The organism is Streptomyces sp. NPDC060002 (assembly GCF_042737245.1).
Classification (GTDB): Bacteria; Actinomycetota; Actinomycetes; order Streptomycetales; family Streptomycetaceae; genus Streptomyces.
Map to the genome: position 1 here is coordinate 32,341 of NZ_JBHWUW010000045.1, position 17,422 is coordinate 49,762.

At 71.0% G+C, this 17,422-nt stretch carries 15 protein-coding genes; 9 read left to right on the forward strand and 6 right to left on the reverse strand.

Annotated elements, in window-relative coordinates; all coding sequences use genetic code 11:
* Positions 1-46: 46 nt before the first annotated feature.
* Entirely contained in the window at positions 47-1,798 is a 1,752-nt protein-coding gene (locus tag ACFWBD_RS30850) for a dolichyl-phosphate-mannose--protein mannosyltransferase (protein WP_385673891.1), read from the forward strand.
* A gap of 699 nt (positions 1,799-2,497) precedes the next feature.
* Here the strand turns inward: ACFWBD_RS30850 and ACFWBD_RS30855 are convergent.
* On the reverse strand, positions 2,498-4,723 hold the full coding sequence (locus ACFWBD_RS30855) for an ATP-binding protein (protein WP_385673894.1): 2,226 nt from the start codon (positions 4,721-4,723) through the stop codon (positions 2,498-2,500).
* 422 nt (positions 4,724-5,145) lie between these two features.
* Here ACFWBD_RS30855 and ACFWBD_RS30860 point away from each other — a divergent pair, with 422 nt between their 5' ends.
* The gene (locus ACFWBD_RS30860) at positions 5,146-6,777 is read left to right on the forward strand and encodes a penicillin-binding transpeptidase domain-containing protein (protein WP_385673897.1); all 1,632 of its coding nucleotides are present in this window, start codon (positions 5,146-5,148) and stop codon (positions 6,775-6,777) included.
* A gap of 233 nt (positions 6,778-7,010) precedes the next feature.
* Positions 7,011-8,690, forward strand: a complete 1,680-nt coding sequence (locus ACFWBD_RS30865; RefSeq protein WP_385673900.1) for a penicillin-binding transpeptidase domain-containing protein — start codon at positions 7,011-7,013, stop codon at positions 8,688-8,690.
* Between the two features lie 36 nt (positions 8,691-8,726).
* Here ACFWBD_RS30865 and ACFWBD_RS30870 read toward each other — a convergent pair whose 3' ends face one another.
* Entirely contained in the window at positions 8,727-9,083 is a 357-nt protein-coding gene (locus ACFWBD_RS30870; protein ID WP_385673903.1) for an SsgA family sporulation/cell division regulator, read from the reverse strand.
* A gap of 220 nt (positions 9,084-9,303) precedes the next feature.
* On the opposite strand from ACFWBD_RS30870, the gene ACFWBD_RS30875 reads away from it, so the two are divergent.
* The 6 genes from ACFWBD_RS30875 (at position 9,304) to ACFWBD_RS30900 (ending at position 14,380) form a co-directional block, all read left to right on the forward strand.
* Entirely contained in the window at positions 9,304-10,377 is a 1,074-nt protein-coding gene (locus tag ACFWBD_RS30875) for an energy-coupling factor ABC transporter permease (protein ID WP_385673906.1), read from the forward strand.
* Between the two features lie 4 nt (positions 10,378-10,381).
* Positions 10,382-11,143 carry a cobalt ECF transporter T component CbiQ gene (cbiQ, locus tag ACFWBD_RS30880; RefSeq protein WP_385673909.1) on the forward strand — a complete coding sequence of 254 codons (762 nt, stop codon included), beginning with the start codon at positions 10,382-10,384 and terminating at the stop codon, positions 11,141-11,143.
* Positions 11,131-11,919, forward strand: coding sequence for an energy-coupling factor ABC transporter ATP-binding protein (locus tag ACFWBD_RS30885; protein ID WP_385673912.1), 789 nt, complete (start codon positions 11,131-11,133; stop codon positions 11,917-11,919). Before cbiQ ends, ACFWBD_RS30885 begins: the two co-directional genes overlap by 13 nt.
* A complete protein-coding gene (locus ACFWBD_RS30890; RefSeq protein ID WP_385673914.1) occupies positions 11,916-12,383 on the forward strand; it encodes a MarR family winged helix-turn-helix transcriptional regulator in 468 nt (155 codons plus the stop codon). Before ACFWBD_RS30885 ends, ACFWBD_RS30890 begins: the two co-directional genes overlap by 4 nt.
* A gap of 267 nt (positions 12,384-12,650) precedes the next feature.
* Positions 12,651-13,115 (forward strand): organic hydroperoxide resistance protein, encoded by a 465-nt coding sequence (locus tag ACFWBD_RS30895; RefSeq protein ID WP_385673917.1) that lies wholly within the window; start codon positions 12,651-12,653, stop codon positions 13,113-13,115.
* Between the two features lie 77 nt (positions 13,116-13,192).
* On the forward strand, positions 13,193-14,380 hold the full coding sequence (locus ACFWBD_RS30900; protein WP_385673920.1) for a serine hydrolase domain-containing protein: 1,188 nt from the start codon (positions 13,193-13,195) through the stop codon (positions 14,378-14,380).
* 13 nt (positions 14,381-14,393) lie between these two features.
* On the opposite strand, the gene ACFWBD_RS30905 is transcribed toward ACFWBD_RS30900, so the two are convergent.
* The 4 genes from ACFWBD_RS30905 to ACFWBD_RS30920 form a co-directional block, all read right to left on the reverse strand.
* Complete coding sequence (locus ACFWBD_RS30905; protein ID WP_385673985.1) at positions 14,394-14,666, reverse strand: DUF1876 domain-containing protein; 273 nt, start codon at positions 14,664-14,666, stop codon at positions 14,394-14,396.
* Between the two features lie 74 nt (positions 14,667-14,740).
* Positions 14,741-15,820 (reverse strand): arylamine N-acetyltransferase, encoded by a 1,080-nt coding sequence (locus ACFWBD_RS30910; protein ID WP_385673922.1) that lies wholly within the window; start codon positions 15,818-15,820, stop codon positions 14,741-14,743.
* A 97-nt stretch (positions 15,821-15,917) separates the two neighbouring features.
* Positions 15,918-16,763: an EamA family transporter gene (locus ACFWBD_RS30915; RefSeq protein ID WP_385673925.1), complete on the reverse strand. Its 846-nt coding sequence runs from the start codon at positions 16,761-16,763 to the stop codon at positions 15,918-15,920.
* Positions 16,760-17,251, reverse strand: a complete 492-nt coding sequence (locus tag ACFWBD_RS30920) for a YbaK/EbsC family protein (RefSeq protein WP_385673928.1) — start codon at positions 17,249-17,251, stop codon at positions 16,760-16,762. The genes ACFWBD_RS30915 and ACFWBD_RS30920 overlap by 4 nt, the downstream gene beginning before the upstream one ends.
* Positions 17,252-17,422 lie beyond the last annotated feature (171 nt).

Below are 17,422 nucleotides of genomic sequence, written 5' to 3' on the forward strand. Positions count from 1 at the left end.
GGCCCATGCACGGGACTCACACAGACCTGTTCCCTACGATGGCGCGGTGACCAGTACCGCGTCCTCCATGGACTCCACGGACTACCGGCAGGGCCGGACGCCGCCCGATCAGCGGCCGTCGTGGCAGCAACGGCTGCGCCGTTTCGGATACACGGCGGAGCCCTCCGCCGACGTCCGGGAGCGGCTGGTGCCGCCGTTCGCGCAGCCCAGCCCCCGGTTGTGGCAGGCGCTGGGCCTTCCGCCCGTGTGGGCTGACCGGATCGGGCGCTGGTCGTCCTGGGGCGGTCCGCTGCTGGTCACGCTGCTGGCGGGCGTGCTCCGCTTCTGGCACCTGGGCAGCCCCAAGGCGGTGATATTCGACGAGACGTACTACGCCAAGGACGCGTGGGCGGTCGTCCACCGCGGGTTCGAGGTCAACTGGGACAAGAACGCCAACGACGTCATCCTCTCCTCCGGCGGGCACGTCACGATCCCGGCGGACGCGGCCTACGTCGTGCATCCGCCGGTCGGCAAGTACGTGATCGGGCTGGGCGAACTGCTCTTCGGGTTCGACCCGTTCGGCTGGCGGTTCATGACGGCGGTGCTCGGCACGCTCAGTGTCCTGCTGCTGTGCCGGATCGGCCGCCGGATCTTCCGCTCCACCTTCCTGGGCTGTCTGGCGGGCGCCCTGATGGCGGTCGACGGGCTCGCCTTCGTGATGAGCCGCACCTCGCTGCTCGACGGCGTGCTGATGTTCTTCGTACTGGCGGCGTTCGGCTGCCTGGTGGTCGACCGGGACAAGGCACGCGAGAAACTCGCCGCCGCGCTCCCACCCGACGTGGACGGCCGCTACCGCCCCGACCCGCACATCGCGGAGACCACCCGCCTGGGCCTGCGCCCGTGGCGCTGGGGGGCGGGCCTGATGCTGGGCCTGGCCATCGGCACGAAGTGGAACGGCCTCTACATCCTGGTCGCGTTCTGCCTGATGGCGGTGTTGTGGGACGTCGGCTCCCGCAAGGTGGCGGGCGCCCGCCGCCCGTACCTGGCGGTGCTGAAGCGCGACACGGGCTTCGCGTTCCTGGCCACGGTCCCGGTCGCGCTGGCCACCTACCTGGTGTCGTGGACCGGCTGGATCCTGTCCGCCGCCGACGGCAAGGGCGGCTACTACCGCAACTGGGCCGCCACCGACGGCAAGGGCGGCGACTGGACCTGGCTGTTCCCCGACTGGTGGCGCAGCCTGTGGCACTACGAGCACGAGGTCTACGAGTTCCACACCCACCTCACCTCGCCGCACACGTACCAGTCGAACCCGTGGAGCTGGCTCGTCCTCGGCCGCCCGGTCTCGTACTTCTACGAGTCCCCCGCCCCCGGCGCGGACGGCTGCCCGACCGACGCGGGCGAGAAGTGCGCCCGCGAGGTCCTCGCGATCGGCACCCCGCTGCTGTGGTGGGCGGCCTGCTTCGCGCTCGCCTACGTCCTGTGGCGCTGGCTCTTCCGCCGCGACTGGCGGGCCGGCGCGATCGTCTGCGGCATCGCGGCCGGCTACCTGCCGTGGTTCATGTACCAGGAACGCACGATCTTCCTCTTCTACGCCGTCGTCTTCCTGCCCTTCCTGTGCCTGGCGGTGGCGATGATGATCGGCGCGCTCGTCGGCCCACCGGGCTCCACCGACACCCGCCGCGTGGCAGGCGCCACCGGCGCGGGCGTCCTCGTCCTCCTCATCGCCTGGAACTTCGTCTACTTCTGGCCCCTGTACACCGGCCAGGCCATCCCGATCGACGACTGGCGCTCGCGAATGTGGCTCGATACGTGGGTCTAGCTGGGCTGACACACCACGATGACCACGACTGGCATTCAGTCGTCGTGGTCATCGTCGGCCGTTGACGGCCTCTCCGGGCCTCCTCAGGGGCCCCGGAGGCGGCCCGGGTTCGTGGCCACCGCAGACTGCGGCGCACAACTCCATCGCACCCGCCCTCGCGACCCCTTCGGCCGACAGATGACCGGACTGGGCCATGCCCTCCTCACTGGGGTGGTCCACTTGTGGTGAATGCACAGATAAGAGAGGTGGTGCAGCGTGGATCCGGTGTCGGTGGGATTGCTCGCGGCGTTGGCGGGTGGCGCCGGCGGGGAAGTCGGTCGGCAAGCGTGGGCCGGCCTCGGCTCGCTGGTGCGGCGTCCGTTCCGACGAGCCGAGGACTCTGGTGCTCCGGCAGTGAGCTCGGGTGAAGCCGAACTGGCGCGACTGGTTCGAACGCCGGGCGATCTGGCCCACGCCCAGGCACTCAGTACCGTGCTGGCAGTACGGGCGGCCGTGGACACAGACTTCCACCTGGCGCTACAGCGATGGCATGAGCAGGCGAAGCTCGTGGATGCGGGTGCCGGTGGCACGCACAACGCCATCAGCGGAGGCACCTTTCACGGGCCAGTGCTGCAAGGCAGGAACTTCTCCGGGAACTCGTTCGTCACTGGATCCGACCCTTCTCACCCTCCTGTTCCCCCGTCCGCGCCACCGGGTGCCTCATAGGCGCGGAAGCGGAGTGGTCAGCGGGACCGCAGGACCGGAGAGCTGCGTACGGACGCGGGCAGCACCGTCGTTGTCCAGCAGCCGTTCGTAGAGACGGAGCGCGTCCCGCCAGTTCTCCAGTGCCGATTCCTTCTGACCGATCTCGTACGTGGCGGTCCCCAGGGTCTCAAGGAGCCACGCCTCGCCAGGATGGTCCCCGATGTCGCGGGAATTACCGAGCGCCTGCCTCAAGCAGTCGATCGACTCGGGCATTTTGCGCTGCCGTAAGAAGGCATAGGCCAGCCGGGCCAGAGCAATACCGAAACCGAAACGGTCACCCGTCTCGCGGAACACTTCGGCGGCGTCTCTGCAGTAGGGTACCGACTCCTCGAACCTGTTCAGCCGCTGGCAGGTTGCCCCCATGCTCTGGAGAGCGAATCCCTCCGCATTGCGGTGACCGGTCCTGCGGGACAGGCCCAATGCCTCGCGGAGATGGACGAAGGATTCGTCGTATCGTTCCAGAGCGGCGCAGACGCTCCCCAGGTTGACCAGTATGATCTCCCCATCCCAGCCCAGCGCCCGATAGCCGTCGAGAGCCCGGCGCTGGTGCTCATACGATTCCTCGAAACGGCCCTGGTAGTAGTAGGCGCCCCCGATACCCCGGTTCAGTTCGGCCTCTGCCTGAGCGTCGTTCACCGACCGGGCGGCGTCGAGGCCGGCCGTATGAGTGGCGACCCAGGCACGGAAGGGATTTCGGCGCTGGAAGTACGGCTGAAGTACCACAGGCAGCCAACAGGCCACGTCGTCGCGACCTTCCTCTGCGGCTTGCCCTATCGCCGCCTCAATGTTGGCCAGTTCGGCATCGCACCACGCCAACGCCTCCCTGTGACCTGTGAATACAGGAGCGGAAGCGGGTGGGAGGCCGAATTCGGAGGGCAACATGAGCGGGGTCCGGGGCCGGCCGACCGTGAGCACGGTCCTGGCCGCCGAAGTGGCGTGCAAATACCACAGGAGCACTCGCTCCACGGCCTCCTTACGGGCCGCCCCCGACTCGTCCGCGATGGCGCGCTCGCCGGCGTAGACCCGTAGCAGGTCGTGGAATCGATAACGGCCGTCGGCGGGTTCTTCAATGAGATGAACGGCCGCCACTCCGTCAACAAGTCTGCGCGTGGCGACCGTACCCGTTCCGGTCAGCGCCGCGATGGCGTCGATGGACATATCAGGACCGGCATGCAGACCCGAGAGTCTGAAAGTACGGGCCAGTTCAGGGCGAAGAGCGCGATATGACCAAGAGAACACGTTGCGCACCGCAGTCGTCTCGTCATCGCCGGCAGCCAAGACATCCAACCGGTTGTCCTCGCCGGCGAGAGTCTGCGCAAGTTCGGCAAGCGGCCTACGCGGATGTGCCGCCAAATACTCGGCCGTGATCCGCAGTGCCAGTGGAAGGTGCGCACAGAATTGGGCGATGCGTATGGCCGCTTCCGACTCGGCGGCAATGCGGTCCGGGCCGACGATCTTGCCCAGCAGCATGCTTGCCTCATCCGGGGCCAGCAGATCCAGGTGGACTCGGAACGCGTCGTCGCGGGCGACGAGTCCGGCCAGCCGACTACGGCTTGTGATCACGACCAGCGGCCCCCGCGAACCGGGCAGCATGGGGCGTACCTGCTCGGCACTGTTGGCGTTGTCGAGAACGATCAGCATCCGCCGTCCGTCCACCAGCGTGCGGAACATGGCCGCCCGCGACTCGACCTCCCGCGGGATGCGCTCGGGCGCCGTACCCAGGGCAGTCAGAAATCCGTCGAGCACGTCCCCGGGCAGAAGCGGCCTGCCCGGGCCATATCCCTGAAGATTCACATACAGATCCCCATCGGGGAACCGGTCCCTCACCCGATGCGCCCAGTGGACGGCGAGCGCCGTCTTCCCCACGCCGGCCGCCCCCGCGATAGCGGAGACAATCATGGTGACGGACCGCGATGTCGACTCGTCAAGCAGTGAGTCGAGGGCCGACATATCGCGGCGCCGCCCCGTGAAGCAGGAGACGTCACGCGGCAGCTGACGAGGCCTCGGCGTCTGCGCCCCGCCGGAATGCAGATGGATCGTGTTGCCTTGGAAGTCCCGTCCTTGTACAGCACCCGCACCCACGCCCGACACCTGATTACGCGCGCCGTCCCCCGACAACGGATCTCGCACCAGTTCCCCCTTGCCGGATATCGCCCACTTCGCATGCTGTGCCTGCCCCATCTCACCGGCAACGTTCCGCCCTGACAAGACCGCACCGCGCCGGCTCCGGCCGCATGCCCATCCGCACACAGGGGCGCGCCGCAGCGACTCGTGGCGCTTGTGCGACACGGCCCGTTCAGCGGGCGGCGCGCTGTGCAGCGACACCAAGGGTGCGTACACAGCCCTGGCCGAAGGCGGACGGTGCGCCCGATCGGCCTTCATCGGCGTGACATGCGGGACCCCGGAGGCGTCACAGTGACAGGCAGGCCATCCCGATCGACGACTGGCGTTCACGTATGTGGCTGGATACGTGGGTCTAACGATTGCGGCAACTCTCGCCCCACGCTCCACCCTTTCCGCTTACTGTGAGGCCGAGGGGACCTTTCTGAACGCGTTCAGAAAGCCCCGCGGGGACAGTGACGGGGACAACGGGGAGGGCGAACATGCGCAAGGGGGCCAAAGCAGCCGTAGTCGGCTCGGTCTTCGCGGTGATGGTGGGCGGGGCCGGGTACGGGGCCTTCAACATCGTGAACGCGCTGAACGGGGGCGGGGGCGACGGGGCGGGGGGCGGCGATCCGGCGGTCGTGAAGACCGGGCCGCCCAGCGGGTCCGAGGTGAAGGACACGAGCGCCGAGTTCTTCGCGGCCTGGGAGAAGGGGCAGGCCGCGGTGGCCGCCGGTCTCACCGACAACGCGGAGAAGGCCGAGCCCCTGCTGGCCTCCTACGGCCAGTCGGCGCACATCACCGGCGTGAAGATCACACCGGGCGCCGCGGTGGGCGACAGCGTGCCGTTCTCGGTCAAGGCGACGGTGTCGTACGCAGGGAAGTCCAAGCCGCTCGGCTACAAGAGCGAGCTGACGGTCGTACGGGGCGTCACCACCGGTAAGGCGCTGGTGGACTGGGCGCCGTCGGTCGTCCACCCCGAGCTGAAGTCCATGGACGACACCCTGGTCACGGGCTCGTCGGCGGCGCCGACCATCGAGGCCGTGGACCGTGACGGCAAGGTGCTCACCAAGGAGAAGTACCCCTCCCTGGGGCCGATCCTGGACCAGCTGCGCGCCAAGTACGGGAGCAAGGCGGGCGGGACGGCGGGCGTCGAGCTGGCGATCAGACACGCCACCCAGGACACCGCCGACACCCCGCTGCTGACTCTCGCCGAGGGCAAGGCGGGCAAGGTGCCCACCACCCTCAGCGCCGACGTGCAGGCGGCCGCGGAGAAGGCGGTGCAGAAGTACAACCAGTCGTCGGTGGTGGCCGTCAAGCCGAGCACCGGTGAGGTGCTGGCGGTCGCCAACAACCGGACCGACGGCTGGAACGCCGCGTTCCTGGGGGAGGTCGCTCCCGGCTCCACCATGAAGATCGTCAGCGCGGCCACCCTCATCGACAACGGCCTCACCACCGCGAACGGCCCCGCGCCCTGTCCGCCCTCGGCCGTCTCCGAGAGCCAGACCTTCCAGAACATCACCGGCATGAAGCCGAACGAGAACGCGACCCTCGCCGAGAGCTTCGCCCGCTCCTGCAACACGGCGTTCGTGAAGTTCGCGGACGAGGTGAAGGTCGACTCGCTGACGAACGAGGCCCGGGACCGCTTCGGGATCGGACTCGACTGGCAGACCGGTGTCCCGTCCTTCGACGGCTCCGTCCCGGCCGCCGGCGGCCCGGACACCGCGGCCGGTCTGATCGGCCAGGGCCAGGTCCAGATGAACCCGCTGAACATGGCGTCGGTCACGGCGACCGCGATGACGGGCGCCTTCCGGCAGCCGGTGATCGTGCCGCTCAGCCTCGACGGCCGCGAACCGGCACACGCGCGTGGCCTGTCGTCGAGCACCGTGCGGCAACTGCGCTCCATGATGAACCGCACCGCGACCAGCGGCACCGCGGCCGAGGTGATGGCCGGGCTGAGCGGCCGGATCGGCGCGAAGACCGGCTCCGCCGAGGTCGACGGGCAGAACAGGTCGGACAGCTGGTTCACGGGGTACCGGGGTGATGTCGCGGCCGCCGCGATGACCCAGGACGGCGGTCACGGAGTCGACGCGTCCGGCCCGATCGTCGTGGACGTGCTGCGGGCGGGCTGAACCGGCGGGACGGTCGCCGACAGCACGGTGACCGACGGCACGGTGACCGACGGCACAGTGACCGACGGCACGGTGACTGACGGCACAGTGACCGACGGCACGGTGGCTGACGTCACACGTGACGTCACCCTCACAGGACGGGACTCTAGGGTAGTAGCCGTCGTTGGGGTCAGTGAGGGCAACGAGGGCGGCTGGGCTGGGGGGAAGCCCCTGGGGATCCGGAGGATCTGGCAGTGGGCAAGAGAAGGCGCGTCGAAGAGCGGCGCAAGAAGCGGCGGCCCGCCGTCGCCGGCGGGATGATCGCCGTCGTGGTGGGCGGGGCGGGCATCGGCGTCTACGCGCTGTACGGCGGCGGAGCGGCGGCCGACGAGGGGTCGGCCGCGGCGGCCAACGGCAAGCAGGTACCGCGGGTCAGGGCCGACGCGCCGTCGGCGACCGAGGCGAAGAGCACGGCCACCCGGTTCCTGACGGCCTGGCAGCAGGGCAAGGTGTCCGGGGCGGCCGCCGCCACGGACGACTCCGCGGCCGCCACCGCCCTCCTGACCGGCTACACCAAGGACGCGCACGTCACGGGCGTCACCCTCACCGCCGGCAAGGCCGCCGGGGCCAAGGTCCCGTTCTCCGTGAAGGGCACGGTGAAGTACAAGGGCGTCAGCAAGCCGCTCACGTACGACAGCACGCTCACCGTCGTCCGTAACCCGAGGAACGGCAAGGCGCAGGTCGACTGGCACGCGTCCGTAGTCCACCCGGACCTCCAGGACGGCGACACGCTCGTCACCGGTGAGTCCGGCACTCCGCCGGTCAAGGCCGTCGACAGCGCGGGCGGCGAGCTCACCGCCGCCCGGTACCCCTCCCTGGAGCCGGTCCTGGACGGGCTGCGGGAGAAGTACGGCAAGAAGGCGGGCGGCAAGGCGGGCGTGGAGCTCCAGGTCGTCCGCGGCAAGGCGTCGAAGGCGAAGAAGGCCTCCGACAAGACGCTGCTGGAGCTCAGCAAGGGCACTCCGGGCACCGTGAGGACCACGCTGAGCCCTACCCTCCAGGCGGCCGCCGAGCAGCAGGTGGCGAAGACCGCGCGCTCGTCGGTCGTCGTGATGCGCCCCTCCACGGGCGAGATCCTCGCGGTGGCCAACGCGAGCCACGGCTTCAACACCGCGTTCAACGGCTCGCTCGCGCCCGGCTCCACGATGAAGGTCATCACCTCGTCGCTCCTCATCGAGAAGGACCTGGCGTCGGCGGACAAGACGCACCCCTGCCCGAAGACGTTCACCTACGGCGGCTGGAAGTTCCACAACGACGACGACTTCCAGATCACCGGCGGCACCTTCAAGGCGAGCTTCGCGCGATCCTGCAACACCGCCTTCATCAGCCAGGCGCCCGAGCTGGACAACGACAGCCTGACCAAGCAGGCGCAGCAGGTCTTCGGTCTGTCGATGAACGACTGGGCGATCGGCGTCCCGTCCTTCGACGGCTCGGTGCCGGTGCAGTCGGCGGCCCAGATGGCGGCGTCGCTGATCGGTCAGGGCGGGGTCCGGATGAACCCGCTGAACATGGCCTCGGTCGCCTCCACCGTGAAGGCGGGCGCCTTCCACCAGCCGTATCTGGTCGCCCCGTCCGTGGACGACCGCACGCTGGCGACGGCCTCGCGCACGATGTCGTCGTCCACGGTGTCGCAGCTGCGGGAGCTGATGAACTACACCGCCGCGGCCGGCACCGCCGCCGAGGCGATGTCCGGTCTGGGCCCCGACTACGGCGCCAAGACGGGCTCGGCCGAGGTCGACAACCAGGACAAGCCCAACGGCTGGTTCACCGCCTACCGAGGCGACCTCGCGGCCGCGGGCGTCGTACAGGCGGGCGGGCACGGCGGCGACACGGCCGGACCGATCGTGGCGTCACTGCTGCGCATGGGCGACTGACACCCCGGCCGCAACGCCCGCCGACCCGATCCCCGGCTAGTGCGTGACGGGCTGCTGCGCCGTCGCCATATAGGTGCGGCGCAGGAACCGCACCAGCGTCTTCGACTCGAACTGGACGACCGAGACGCCGTGCGGGGAGTGGAACTCGACGACGGTCTGGACGCGCCCGCACGGCCACACCCGTACCTCGCCGGTACCGGTCGGGGCGCGCAGCCCCTGTTCGAGGAGGGCGCGGGAGAACGTCCACTCGCGCCGGTCGGGCAGCCCGACACGAACCGCTCGGGGGTCCTCGGGGTCATAGCGCAGGACGACGGGTACGGCCTTGCGTTCTTCCTCGGCCTGGTCGGCGTCGGTGACGATGTGGGCTCGCGCGTACTGTTCGACTACGGACATCGGCCGACCCTCTCACGCAGCGTGACCTGTACGGAAGCTGTGCGTCCACTCCCCTTCCAATGTCGCATATTTTGCGGATTGCGCTCCTCCGCGCAGGCATATCTCACATGTGCGATACACGGGGTCCGGTGCGCGCCACCGGTACGGACCTGCCACGAGCGCGAAGAGACAACCTGCTCGCTCTTGCGAACCGTTCGCATTAAGCCACTATCATCGACGGGTGCACGTACCCGACGGATTCATCGACGCCCCGACCTCCGCCGTGACCGCAGTCGTCGCAGCCGGCGCCATCGCCGTGAGCCTGCGCGGCGCGCGCCGCGAGCTCGACGACCGCACCGCGCCGCTGGCCGGCCTGGTGGCGGCGTTCATCTTCGCCGTGCAGATGCTGAACTTCCCCGTCGCGGCGGGGACCAGCGGCCATCTGCTCGGCGGCGCGCTCGCCGCGATACTCGTGGGCCCCTGCACAGGCGTCCTGTGCGTGTCCGTGGTCCTGCTGATGCAGGGCATCCTCTTCGCCGACGGCGGTCTGACCGCGCTCGGCGTGAACATCACCGACATGGCGATCGTGACGACCGTCGTGGCGTACGCCGTCTTCCGCGGCCTGGTGAAGGTGCTGCCCCGCGGCCGCCGGTCCATCACGGCCGCGTCCTTCGTCGCCGCCGTGCTGTCCGTGCCCGCCGCCGCCGTGGCCTTCACGCTCATCTACTGGATCGGCGGCACCACCGACGTGTCGATCGGCAAGGTGGCGACCGCGATGATCGGCGTGCATGTGCTGATCGGCATCGGCGAGGCCGTGATCACCGCGCTGACCGTGGGCGCCGTCGTCGCCGTACGGCCGGATCTCGTCCACGGCGCGCGCGATCTGCGGCAGAAGCTCCAGCTGCGGGTGCACGGCGAGCTCGTCGACGCTCCGGCGGCCGAGGAGGCGCCGGCCGGCGCACGCACGGCACCCGTGGCGGCGCGCACCTCGCGGCGCACGCTGTGGGTGACGGGTCTGGTCACCTCCCTCGTCCTGGCCGGCTTCGTCAGCTTCTACGCCTCCGCGAACCCCGACGGCCTGGAGAAGGTCGCCGCCGACAAGGGCATCGACGCGAAGGCCGAGAAGCACGCGTCCGCCGACTCCCCGCTCGCCGACTACGGCGTCGAGGACGTGACGAACGCCCGGCTGTCCGGCGGTCTCGCGGGCGTGATCGGCGTAGGGACGACCGTCGTCGCGGGCAGCGCGGTGTTCTGGGCGGTGCGCAGGCGCCGGACGGGTGACGACGTGTCACCGACGGCCGTAGAGAACGTCTGACGTCATGGGCGCAGGACACGCGCACCGGCTCTACCGGCACGGGCACTCGCCCGTGCACGGCCTGCCGCCGCACACCAAGCTCGCCGCCGTCTTCGCCTTCGTGGTGGTCGTGGTGTCGACGCCGCGCGAGGCGATGTGGGCGTTCGGCCTGTACGCCGTCCTGCTGGCCTTCGCCGCGCACCACGCGCGCGTGCCCGCCGGTTTCCTGCTCAAACGGCTGCTGATCGAGGTGCCGTTCGTCGCGTTCGCGGTGCTGATGCCGTTCGTGGCGGAGGGCGAGCGGGTGGACGTCCTCGGCCTGTCGCTCAGCGTCAACGGCCTGTGGGGCGCCTGGAACGTCCTCGCGAAGGGCACCCTGGGCGTCGCCGCCTCCGTCCTGCTGGCGTCCACCACGGAGCTGCGTGAACTGCTCCTCGGCCTCCAGCGGCTGCGGCTGCCGCCGCTGCTCGTGCAGATCGCGTCCTTCATGATCCGCTACGGCGACGTCATCACGGACGAGATGAGGCGCATGCGGATCGCCCGGGAGTCGCGCGGGTTCGAGGCGCGGGGCGTACGGCACTGGGGGGTGCTCGCGAAGTCGGCGGGCGCGCTGTTCATCCGTTCCTACGAGCGCGGCGAGCGCGTACATCTGGCCATGATCAGCCGGGGGTACGCCGGTTCGATGCCGGTGATCGACGAGGTGACCGCGTCGCGGGCACAGTGGTCGTACGCGCTGACCCTCCCGTTCGCCGCCCTCCTGGTCTGCGTGTTGGGATGGTCCCTGTGACTGACGCCGTGACGCCCGCCGTGCCGCCCTCGCCCTCCCTGGAAGTGGCCGGCCTGGCCTTCGCCTACCCCGACGGCCACCAGGCCCTGTTCGGCGTGGACTTCTCCGTCGCACGGGGCGAGCGGGTCGCGCTGCTCGGCCCCAACGGCGCCGGCAAGACGACCCTCGTGCTGCACCTCAACGGCATCCTGACCGGCGGCGCGGGCACCGTGACGGTGGCCGGGCTGCCCGTCGGCAAGCAGCACATGGCCGAGATCCGCCGCAAGGTCGGCATCGTCTTCCAGGACCCGGACGACCAGTTGTTCATGCCGACGGTCCGCGAGGACGTGGCGTTCGGACCGGCGGCGGCCGGGCTGAAGGGGGCCGCTCTGGAGGCGCGGGTCGACCACGCGCTCGAGCAGGTCGGCATGGCGGAGTTCAAGAACCGTCCGCCGCACCACCTGTCCTTCGGCCAGCGGCGCCGGGTGGCCGTCGCCACGGTGCTCGCGATGGAGCCGGAGATCCTCGTCCTGGACGAGCCGTCCTCCAACCTCGACCCCGCCTCGCGCCGTGAGCTGGCCGACATCATGCGGTCGTTGGACGTCACCGTACTCATGGTCACGCACGACCTGCCGTACGCCCTGGAGCTGTGCCCGCGCGCCCTCATCCTCAGTGAGGGCGTGATCGCGGCGGACGGCCGGACCGGCGGTCTGCTCGCCGACGACGCCCTCATGCGCGCCCATCGCCTGGAGTTGCCCTTCGGGTTCGACCCGCGCTCCGCAACAATGGGCGCGTGACGAACGAGGCACCCACCGCCGACGGCACGCTGCTCCTCGACGAGCAGCTGTGCTTCGCGCTGTACGCGGCCCAGCGCGCGGTGACAGCCGCTTACCGGCCGCTCCTGGACGAACTGGGGCTCACCTACCCCCAGTACCTCGTGCTGCTGGTCCTGTGGGAGCGCGGTGAGACGACCGTCAAGGAGCTGGCCACGGCCCTGCGCCTCGACTACGGCACGATGTCGCCGCTGCTGAAACGACTGGAGGCGGCGGGGCTCGTGCGCCGGGAGCGCTCGGCGCGGGACGAGCGCTCGGTGCTCGTCGCGTGCACCGGGCGCGGCCAGGAGCTGAAGGGGCGCGCGGAGCGCGTACCCGGCACCCTGCTCGCGACGACGGGGCTCGGGACGGCCGAGGTCACGCGGTTGCGCGAGGAACTGTGGGGGCTCGCGGAACGGGCGCAGGGCGCGGCGGACCGCACCCGCTGAACCCCGCGGCCGCCCGTGACGACTTCGCCTGCCCCCGCAACGCCCGCAACGACCTCATGGCAGCCCGGCCGCAGCCCGGCCGCCGTCCGGCCGCCGTTTCACCGCAGCCCGGCCGCCGTCCCGCCGCAGCCCGGTTGCCGTCTCGTCGGTTGAAGTTACCCCCGGTTACCACCCCCCTGGTAAGCGAGCGCCTACCTACCGGCCGGTACCTTGTGCACGATGTAATTGGGCAAAGCAATTGGGCAAGTTCCCGGGGGAGGTCCCGCCGTGACCGAAGGCAGCGCCGTCGACGGCGTCCACACCGTCGACACCCGTCCGACGAAGATCACATACGTCGCCGAGGCGACCGCCCACGGCGGCCGCGACGGGTACGTGACCAGCCAGGACGGCCAGATCGGGCTGAAGGTGGCGATGCCGCCGGAGCTGGGCGGCGACGGCAACGGCACCAACCCGGAGCAGCTCTTCGCGGCCGGCTACAGCGCCTGCTTCCACAACGCGCTGATCCTCGTCGGCAACCGCGCGGGCTTCGACCTCACCGGGTCCACGGTGGCGGCGAAGGTCGGGATCGGCCCCAACAAGACCAAGGGCTACGGGCTCGCCGTCGCGCTCAGCGTCTCGCTCCCCGTACTCGACCCGGAACTCGCCGGGAAGCTGGTGGACGCGGCGCACCAGGTCTGCCCGTACTCGAACGCCACCCGCGGCAACATCGACGTAACGATCATTCTCGGCTAGCGGAACGAAGGAATCGCAGGCTCGACGGGGGTGTTCCCCCAGGAGTTGAAGGCGATCTTCGAGAGGGCGTGGCGGGCGTGAACGTGAGCGGTGCGGTGGCCGAGGGCTTCGAGCCGGTCCGGGAGGCGTTCGTCCGCAACTTCGAGATGCTCGGGGACCGGGGCGCGGCGGTGGCCGTCTACCGGGACGGGCACAAGGTCGTCGACCTGTGGGGCGGCACACGAGACGTCGACGGCGGGGCCGGCGCCGCCGACGGGGCGCCCTGGGAACAGGGCACCGCGCAGATCGTGCGGTCGGCGACCAAGGGCGTCGCCGCCGCCGCGCTGCTGCTGCTGCACCAGCGCGGGGAACTGGACCTGGACGCGCCCGTGGGGGCGTACTGGCCGGAGTACAAGGCGGCGGGCAAGGAGCGGACGCTCGTGCGGCACCTGCTCGCGCACCGCGCCGGCGTACCCGTGCTGGACCGGCCGCTGACCCCCGCCGAAGCCGCCGACCCCGACCTCGGCGCGGCGGCGGTGGCGGCGCAGGCACCGGCCTGGGAGCCCGGGACGGACCACGGCTACCACGCGCAGACATACAGCTGGCTGACCGGCGAGCTGGTGCGGCGGATCACCGGGAGGACCATCGGCGAGTGGATCGCCGACGAGATCACCGGGCCCGTGGGGGCCGACCTGTGGCTCGGACTGCCGCAGGCGCAGCGCGCGCGAGTGGGGCGCGTGGGGCAGGTGGACGCGCCCGCGCAGAGCGGGGCGCTGCGGACCCGGCCCAAGCCGGCCGTCGTCGCCGCCTACGCCGATCCCGACTCGCTCACCCGCCGCGCCTTCGCCGCGATCACCCCGCTCCCCGACGAGAACGACCCCGCCTACCGGGCCGCGGCGCTCCCCGCATCCAACGGCATCGCCACCGCCGACGGCCTGGCCCGCTTCTACGCGTCGCTGATCGGCGAGGTGGCGGGCGGGGTGCGGCTGCTGCGGCCGGAGACGGTGGAACTGGCGCGCGGCGAGCAGTCCTCGGGCCCGGACAGGGTGCTCGTCGTGAACACCCGGTTCGGCCTCGGCCCCATGCTGCACGGAGCCGCGTCCCCGCTGCTGTCCCCCACCTCCTTCGGGCACCCGGGCCGCGGGGGCGCGCTCGGCCTCGCGGACCCCGAGTCGGGGGTCGCCTTCGGCTATGTCACCAACGGCTTCCGGACGAGCGTGACGGCTGACCCGCGCGCGCAGGCGCTGCTGCGGGCGGTGCGGACGGCCCTGGCCGCCGGACGCTGAGGCTCTCACGCGCTCACACGTTGATCGAGTGCGACCTGCGGCCCGAGTCGTCGTCGATCTCCACATGGGCCTTGGTCAGCAACCGCATGGCTATCTCGTTGAGGGCGCGGGCGCCGGCGATCTCCTCGCCGACCCGTGGCTGGTCGATGTCCACGTTGTGCCGGGTGGCATGCCCCTGGGTCCTGATCTCGGTCCCGTCGGGCAGGCGTACCAGCGCGACCGCGCGTGTGTGCCGGCCATCCTCCTCGAACTCCAGCTCGACATGCCATCCGACAGTGGTGTGCATAGTGGTCATGAGGTCACCTCCGGAAGTCCTCCTTCCAGAGTGCTCCTGAGAGCGGACGGACGCACCCAGTCGGCTCAGGGCAGCAGCCGCGTCCCGTCCGGCACGGCGATGCCGAACTCCTCGTCGAGGACCCGACGCGCCTCCGTCTCGTCCGTGAGCTCGCGCCGCTTGACGGAGCCGTCGGCGTGGGTCTCGGTGAGCAGCGGGCCGTCGAGGAGGAGATGGCGGTCGGGCGTGCTGCGCTGGACGTAGGCGCGGCTGCTGAACGGTGAGCGGGGGTTGGTGGCGATGTGCCAGTTGATCACTTCGAAGTCGGGCCGCTCGAACGGTTCGAGAGTGAAGGCGTACTGCGCCTGCCAGGCACCCCCGTCGGCCACCCCGGCCGTCTCGGGCACCCCGGCTGTCTCGGCCGCCCCGGCCGTCTCGGCCACCCCGGCCGCCCCGGCCGTCTCGAGCCCCTCGGCCACCCCGGCCGTCTCGGGCGCCTCGGCCGTCTCCGGCACCCCGGCCGCACCAGCCACCCCGGCCACCCCGACCGCCCCGACCGCCCCGGCTGTCTCGGCCACCCCGGCTGCCTCAGGCGCCTTGGGCACCCCGTTCGCCGCGTGCGCCCCGTTCGCCTGGAGCACCCACAGCTCCAGCGGGCCGCGGTGCGGGGCGTGGACGAGGCGATGGCGGCGGCCCGCGTCGTGGAACTCGGCGTCCGCGGTGAGCGGGACGGCTTCGAGCAGGGCTCCCCGGGCGCCGAAACCGACGTCGGCGAGGTACGGCCGCGGGTCGCCGGCAACCTCGACGAGGAGCGCCATATGGGTGCGGGGCCGGTCCTCGAACCGCTGCGCGCCCACGACGACCCGGGCCGTCAGCAGGGTCACTCCGAAGCCCAGCGCCTCCAGGACGGTCGCGAACAGCATGTTGTGCTCGTAGCAGTAGCCGCCGCGCCGGCCGCCCCGGACCAGCTTGGCGATCAGGTCCGCGGGGGCGAGCGAGGGGACCGTGCCGCGCAGCGGGTCCAGGTTCTCGAAGGGGATGGCGCGGCTGTGGGCCAGGTGGACACCCCGCAGGGTCGCCGCGTCGGCACGGCGTTCCCCCTCCCAGCCGATCCGCCGCAGATACGCGTCGAGTTCGTCGGGGCCGAACGCTGTCGTCTCGGGCATGACCTCACCCTAACCAGCCGGCCGCCGGACGAGCGGAGAAGACGGAGGAGAGGAAAGAGAGGGAGGGGAGGGGAGACGGACGAGACGGACGGGTGGCTCAGCCGGTGTGCAGCATCAGGCCGATACCGACGACGAGGAGTCCGGCGGCGACGAGCCGGGGCGCGCCGAACCGTTCCCTGAAGAACAGCGCGCCGATGGCCGCCCCGACGATGACCGACGATTCCCGCAGCGCGGCGATCGGCGCCAGTTCGGCGCGGGTCTGCGCCCACAGGACGAGCGCGTACGCGAGGACGGACAGCGCGGAGCCGAGGAGGCCCAGGGCGGCGTAGGGGCGCAGCACGGCGAGGGTCCGCCCGCGCCAGCGGTGGACGGCGTACGCCGGGATGACGGCCCCCTGCACGGCCATCAGCCAGGCGATGTACCCCAGGGAGGACCCGGAGGCGCGCACGCCGAGCCCGTCGACGACGGTGTACGCGGCGATGGTCAGCCCGGTCGCCAGCGCGGCACTGATCGCCGCCCAGTTCGGCCGCCGGCCGCGCAGTCCCCACAGGGCGACGCCGGTCAGCCCGGCGCAGGACAGCGCGACACCGGCGGCCGCCCAGCCGTCCGGCACCTCGTGCGCGAAGACGGCGGCGAGGACGGTGACGACGAGCGGCGCGGAGCCGCGCGCGATGGGGTAGGCCTGCCCGAAGTCGCCGAGCCGGAACGACCGCATCAGCAGCACGTAGTAGGCGATGTGGATCAGCGCGGAGGACAGCAGGTACGGCCACGCGCGGGCCGCCGGGAACGCGGTGAACGGCACCATCGCGAGCCCGATGAGCATGCCGCCGCCGGCGATCAGCGTGAACCCGACGAGTTTGTCGGTGATCCGGTGGGCGATGGCGTTCCAGCTGGCGTGGGTGATCGCGGCGAACAGGACGGCCGTGGTGACCAGCGGGGTCACGCGGTGTGCTCGCGCACGTCCACGAGGGTGGCGTCGGCGTGTTCGACGAGGTCTCCGGGCGCCATGGGGAAGACGACGTGCGGGTTCCCGGCGGCGGCCCACACGATGTCGTGCGCGAGCAGTTTCCGGTCGGCCAGCACCCGCGTCCGCGTCCGGTGCCCGAAGGGCGGCACGCCCCCGATCGCGTACCCGGTGGTCTCCCGTACGACGTCGGCGGCGACCCGGGTCACCTTCCGCGCGCCGAGTTCCCTGCGTACCAGCTCCAGGTCGACGCGCGAGGCCCCGTCCATCAGCACCAGCACCGGCACCCCGTCCGCCGCGAAGATCAGCGACTTGCAGATCTGGCTCAGCTCGCACCCGATCGCGGCGGCGGCCTCGGCGGCGGTCCGGGTCGCCTCGGGGAAGCGGCGGACCCGGGTGTGCAGCTGGTCGAGGCCCAGTTCCCGCAGCGCCTCGGCGAATCGGGGATGCGCGGCTGTCGTCGTCATGCACGGCACGCTAGCGGTCGGTGTACGGGGCACGCGAGCGGGTTGTCCCGCCTCACGATGCCGGCCCCGCGCGGAGCCGACGTACGTCCCGCACGAGCGCGTGCGAAGTGCTGAGAAGGATCACGACGGCGGCCCGGCATGACGATGACCCCGACCCTGGCCGACGGTGGA

Excerpts from the sequence above, each read along its gene's own strand:
- ACFWBD_RS30855 (WP_385673894.1), bottom strand. The coding sequence starts at position 4,723 with ATGGGGCAGGCACAGCATGCGAAGTGGGCGATATCCGGCAAGGGGGAA.
- ACFWBD_RS30860 (WP_385673897.1), top strand. The coding sequence starts at position 5,146 with ATGCGCAAGGGGGCCAAAGCAGCCGTAGTCGGCTCGGTCTTCGCGGTG.
- ACFWBD_RS30870 (WP_385673903.1), bottom strand. The coding sequence starts at position 9,083 with ATGTCCGTAGTCGAACAGTACGCGCGAGCCCACATCGTCACCGACGCC.
- cbiQ (WP_385673909.1), top strand. The coding sequence starts at position 10,382 with ATGGGCGCAGGACACGCGCACCGGCTCTACCGGCACGGGCACTCGCCC.
- ACFWBD_RS30885 (WP_385673912.1), top strand. The coding sequence starts at position 11,131 with ATGGTCCCTGTGACTGACGCCGTGACGCCCGCCGTGCCGCCCTCGCCC.
- ACFWBD_RS30905 (WP_385673985.1), bottom strand. The coding sequence starts at position 14,666 with ATGCACACCACTGTCGGATGGCATGTCGAGCTGGAGTTCGAGGAGGAT.
- ACFWBD_RS30910 (WP_385673922.1), bottom strand. The coding sequence starts at position 15,820 with ATGCCCGAGACGACAGCGTTCGGCCCCGACGAACTCGACGCGTATCTG.
- ACFWBD_RS30920 (WP_385673928.1), bottom strand. The coding sequence starts at position 17,251 with ATGACGACGACAGCCGCGCATCCCCGATTCGCCGAGGCGCTGCGGGAA.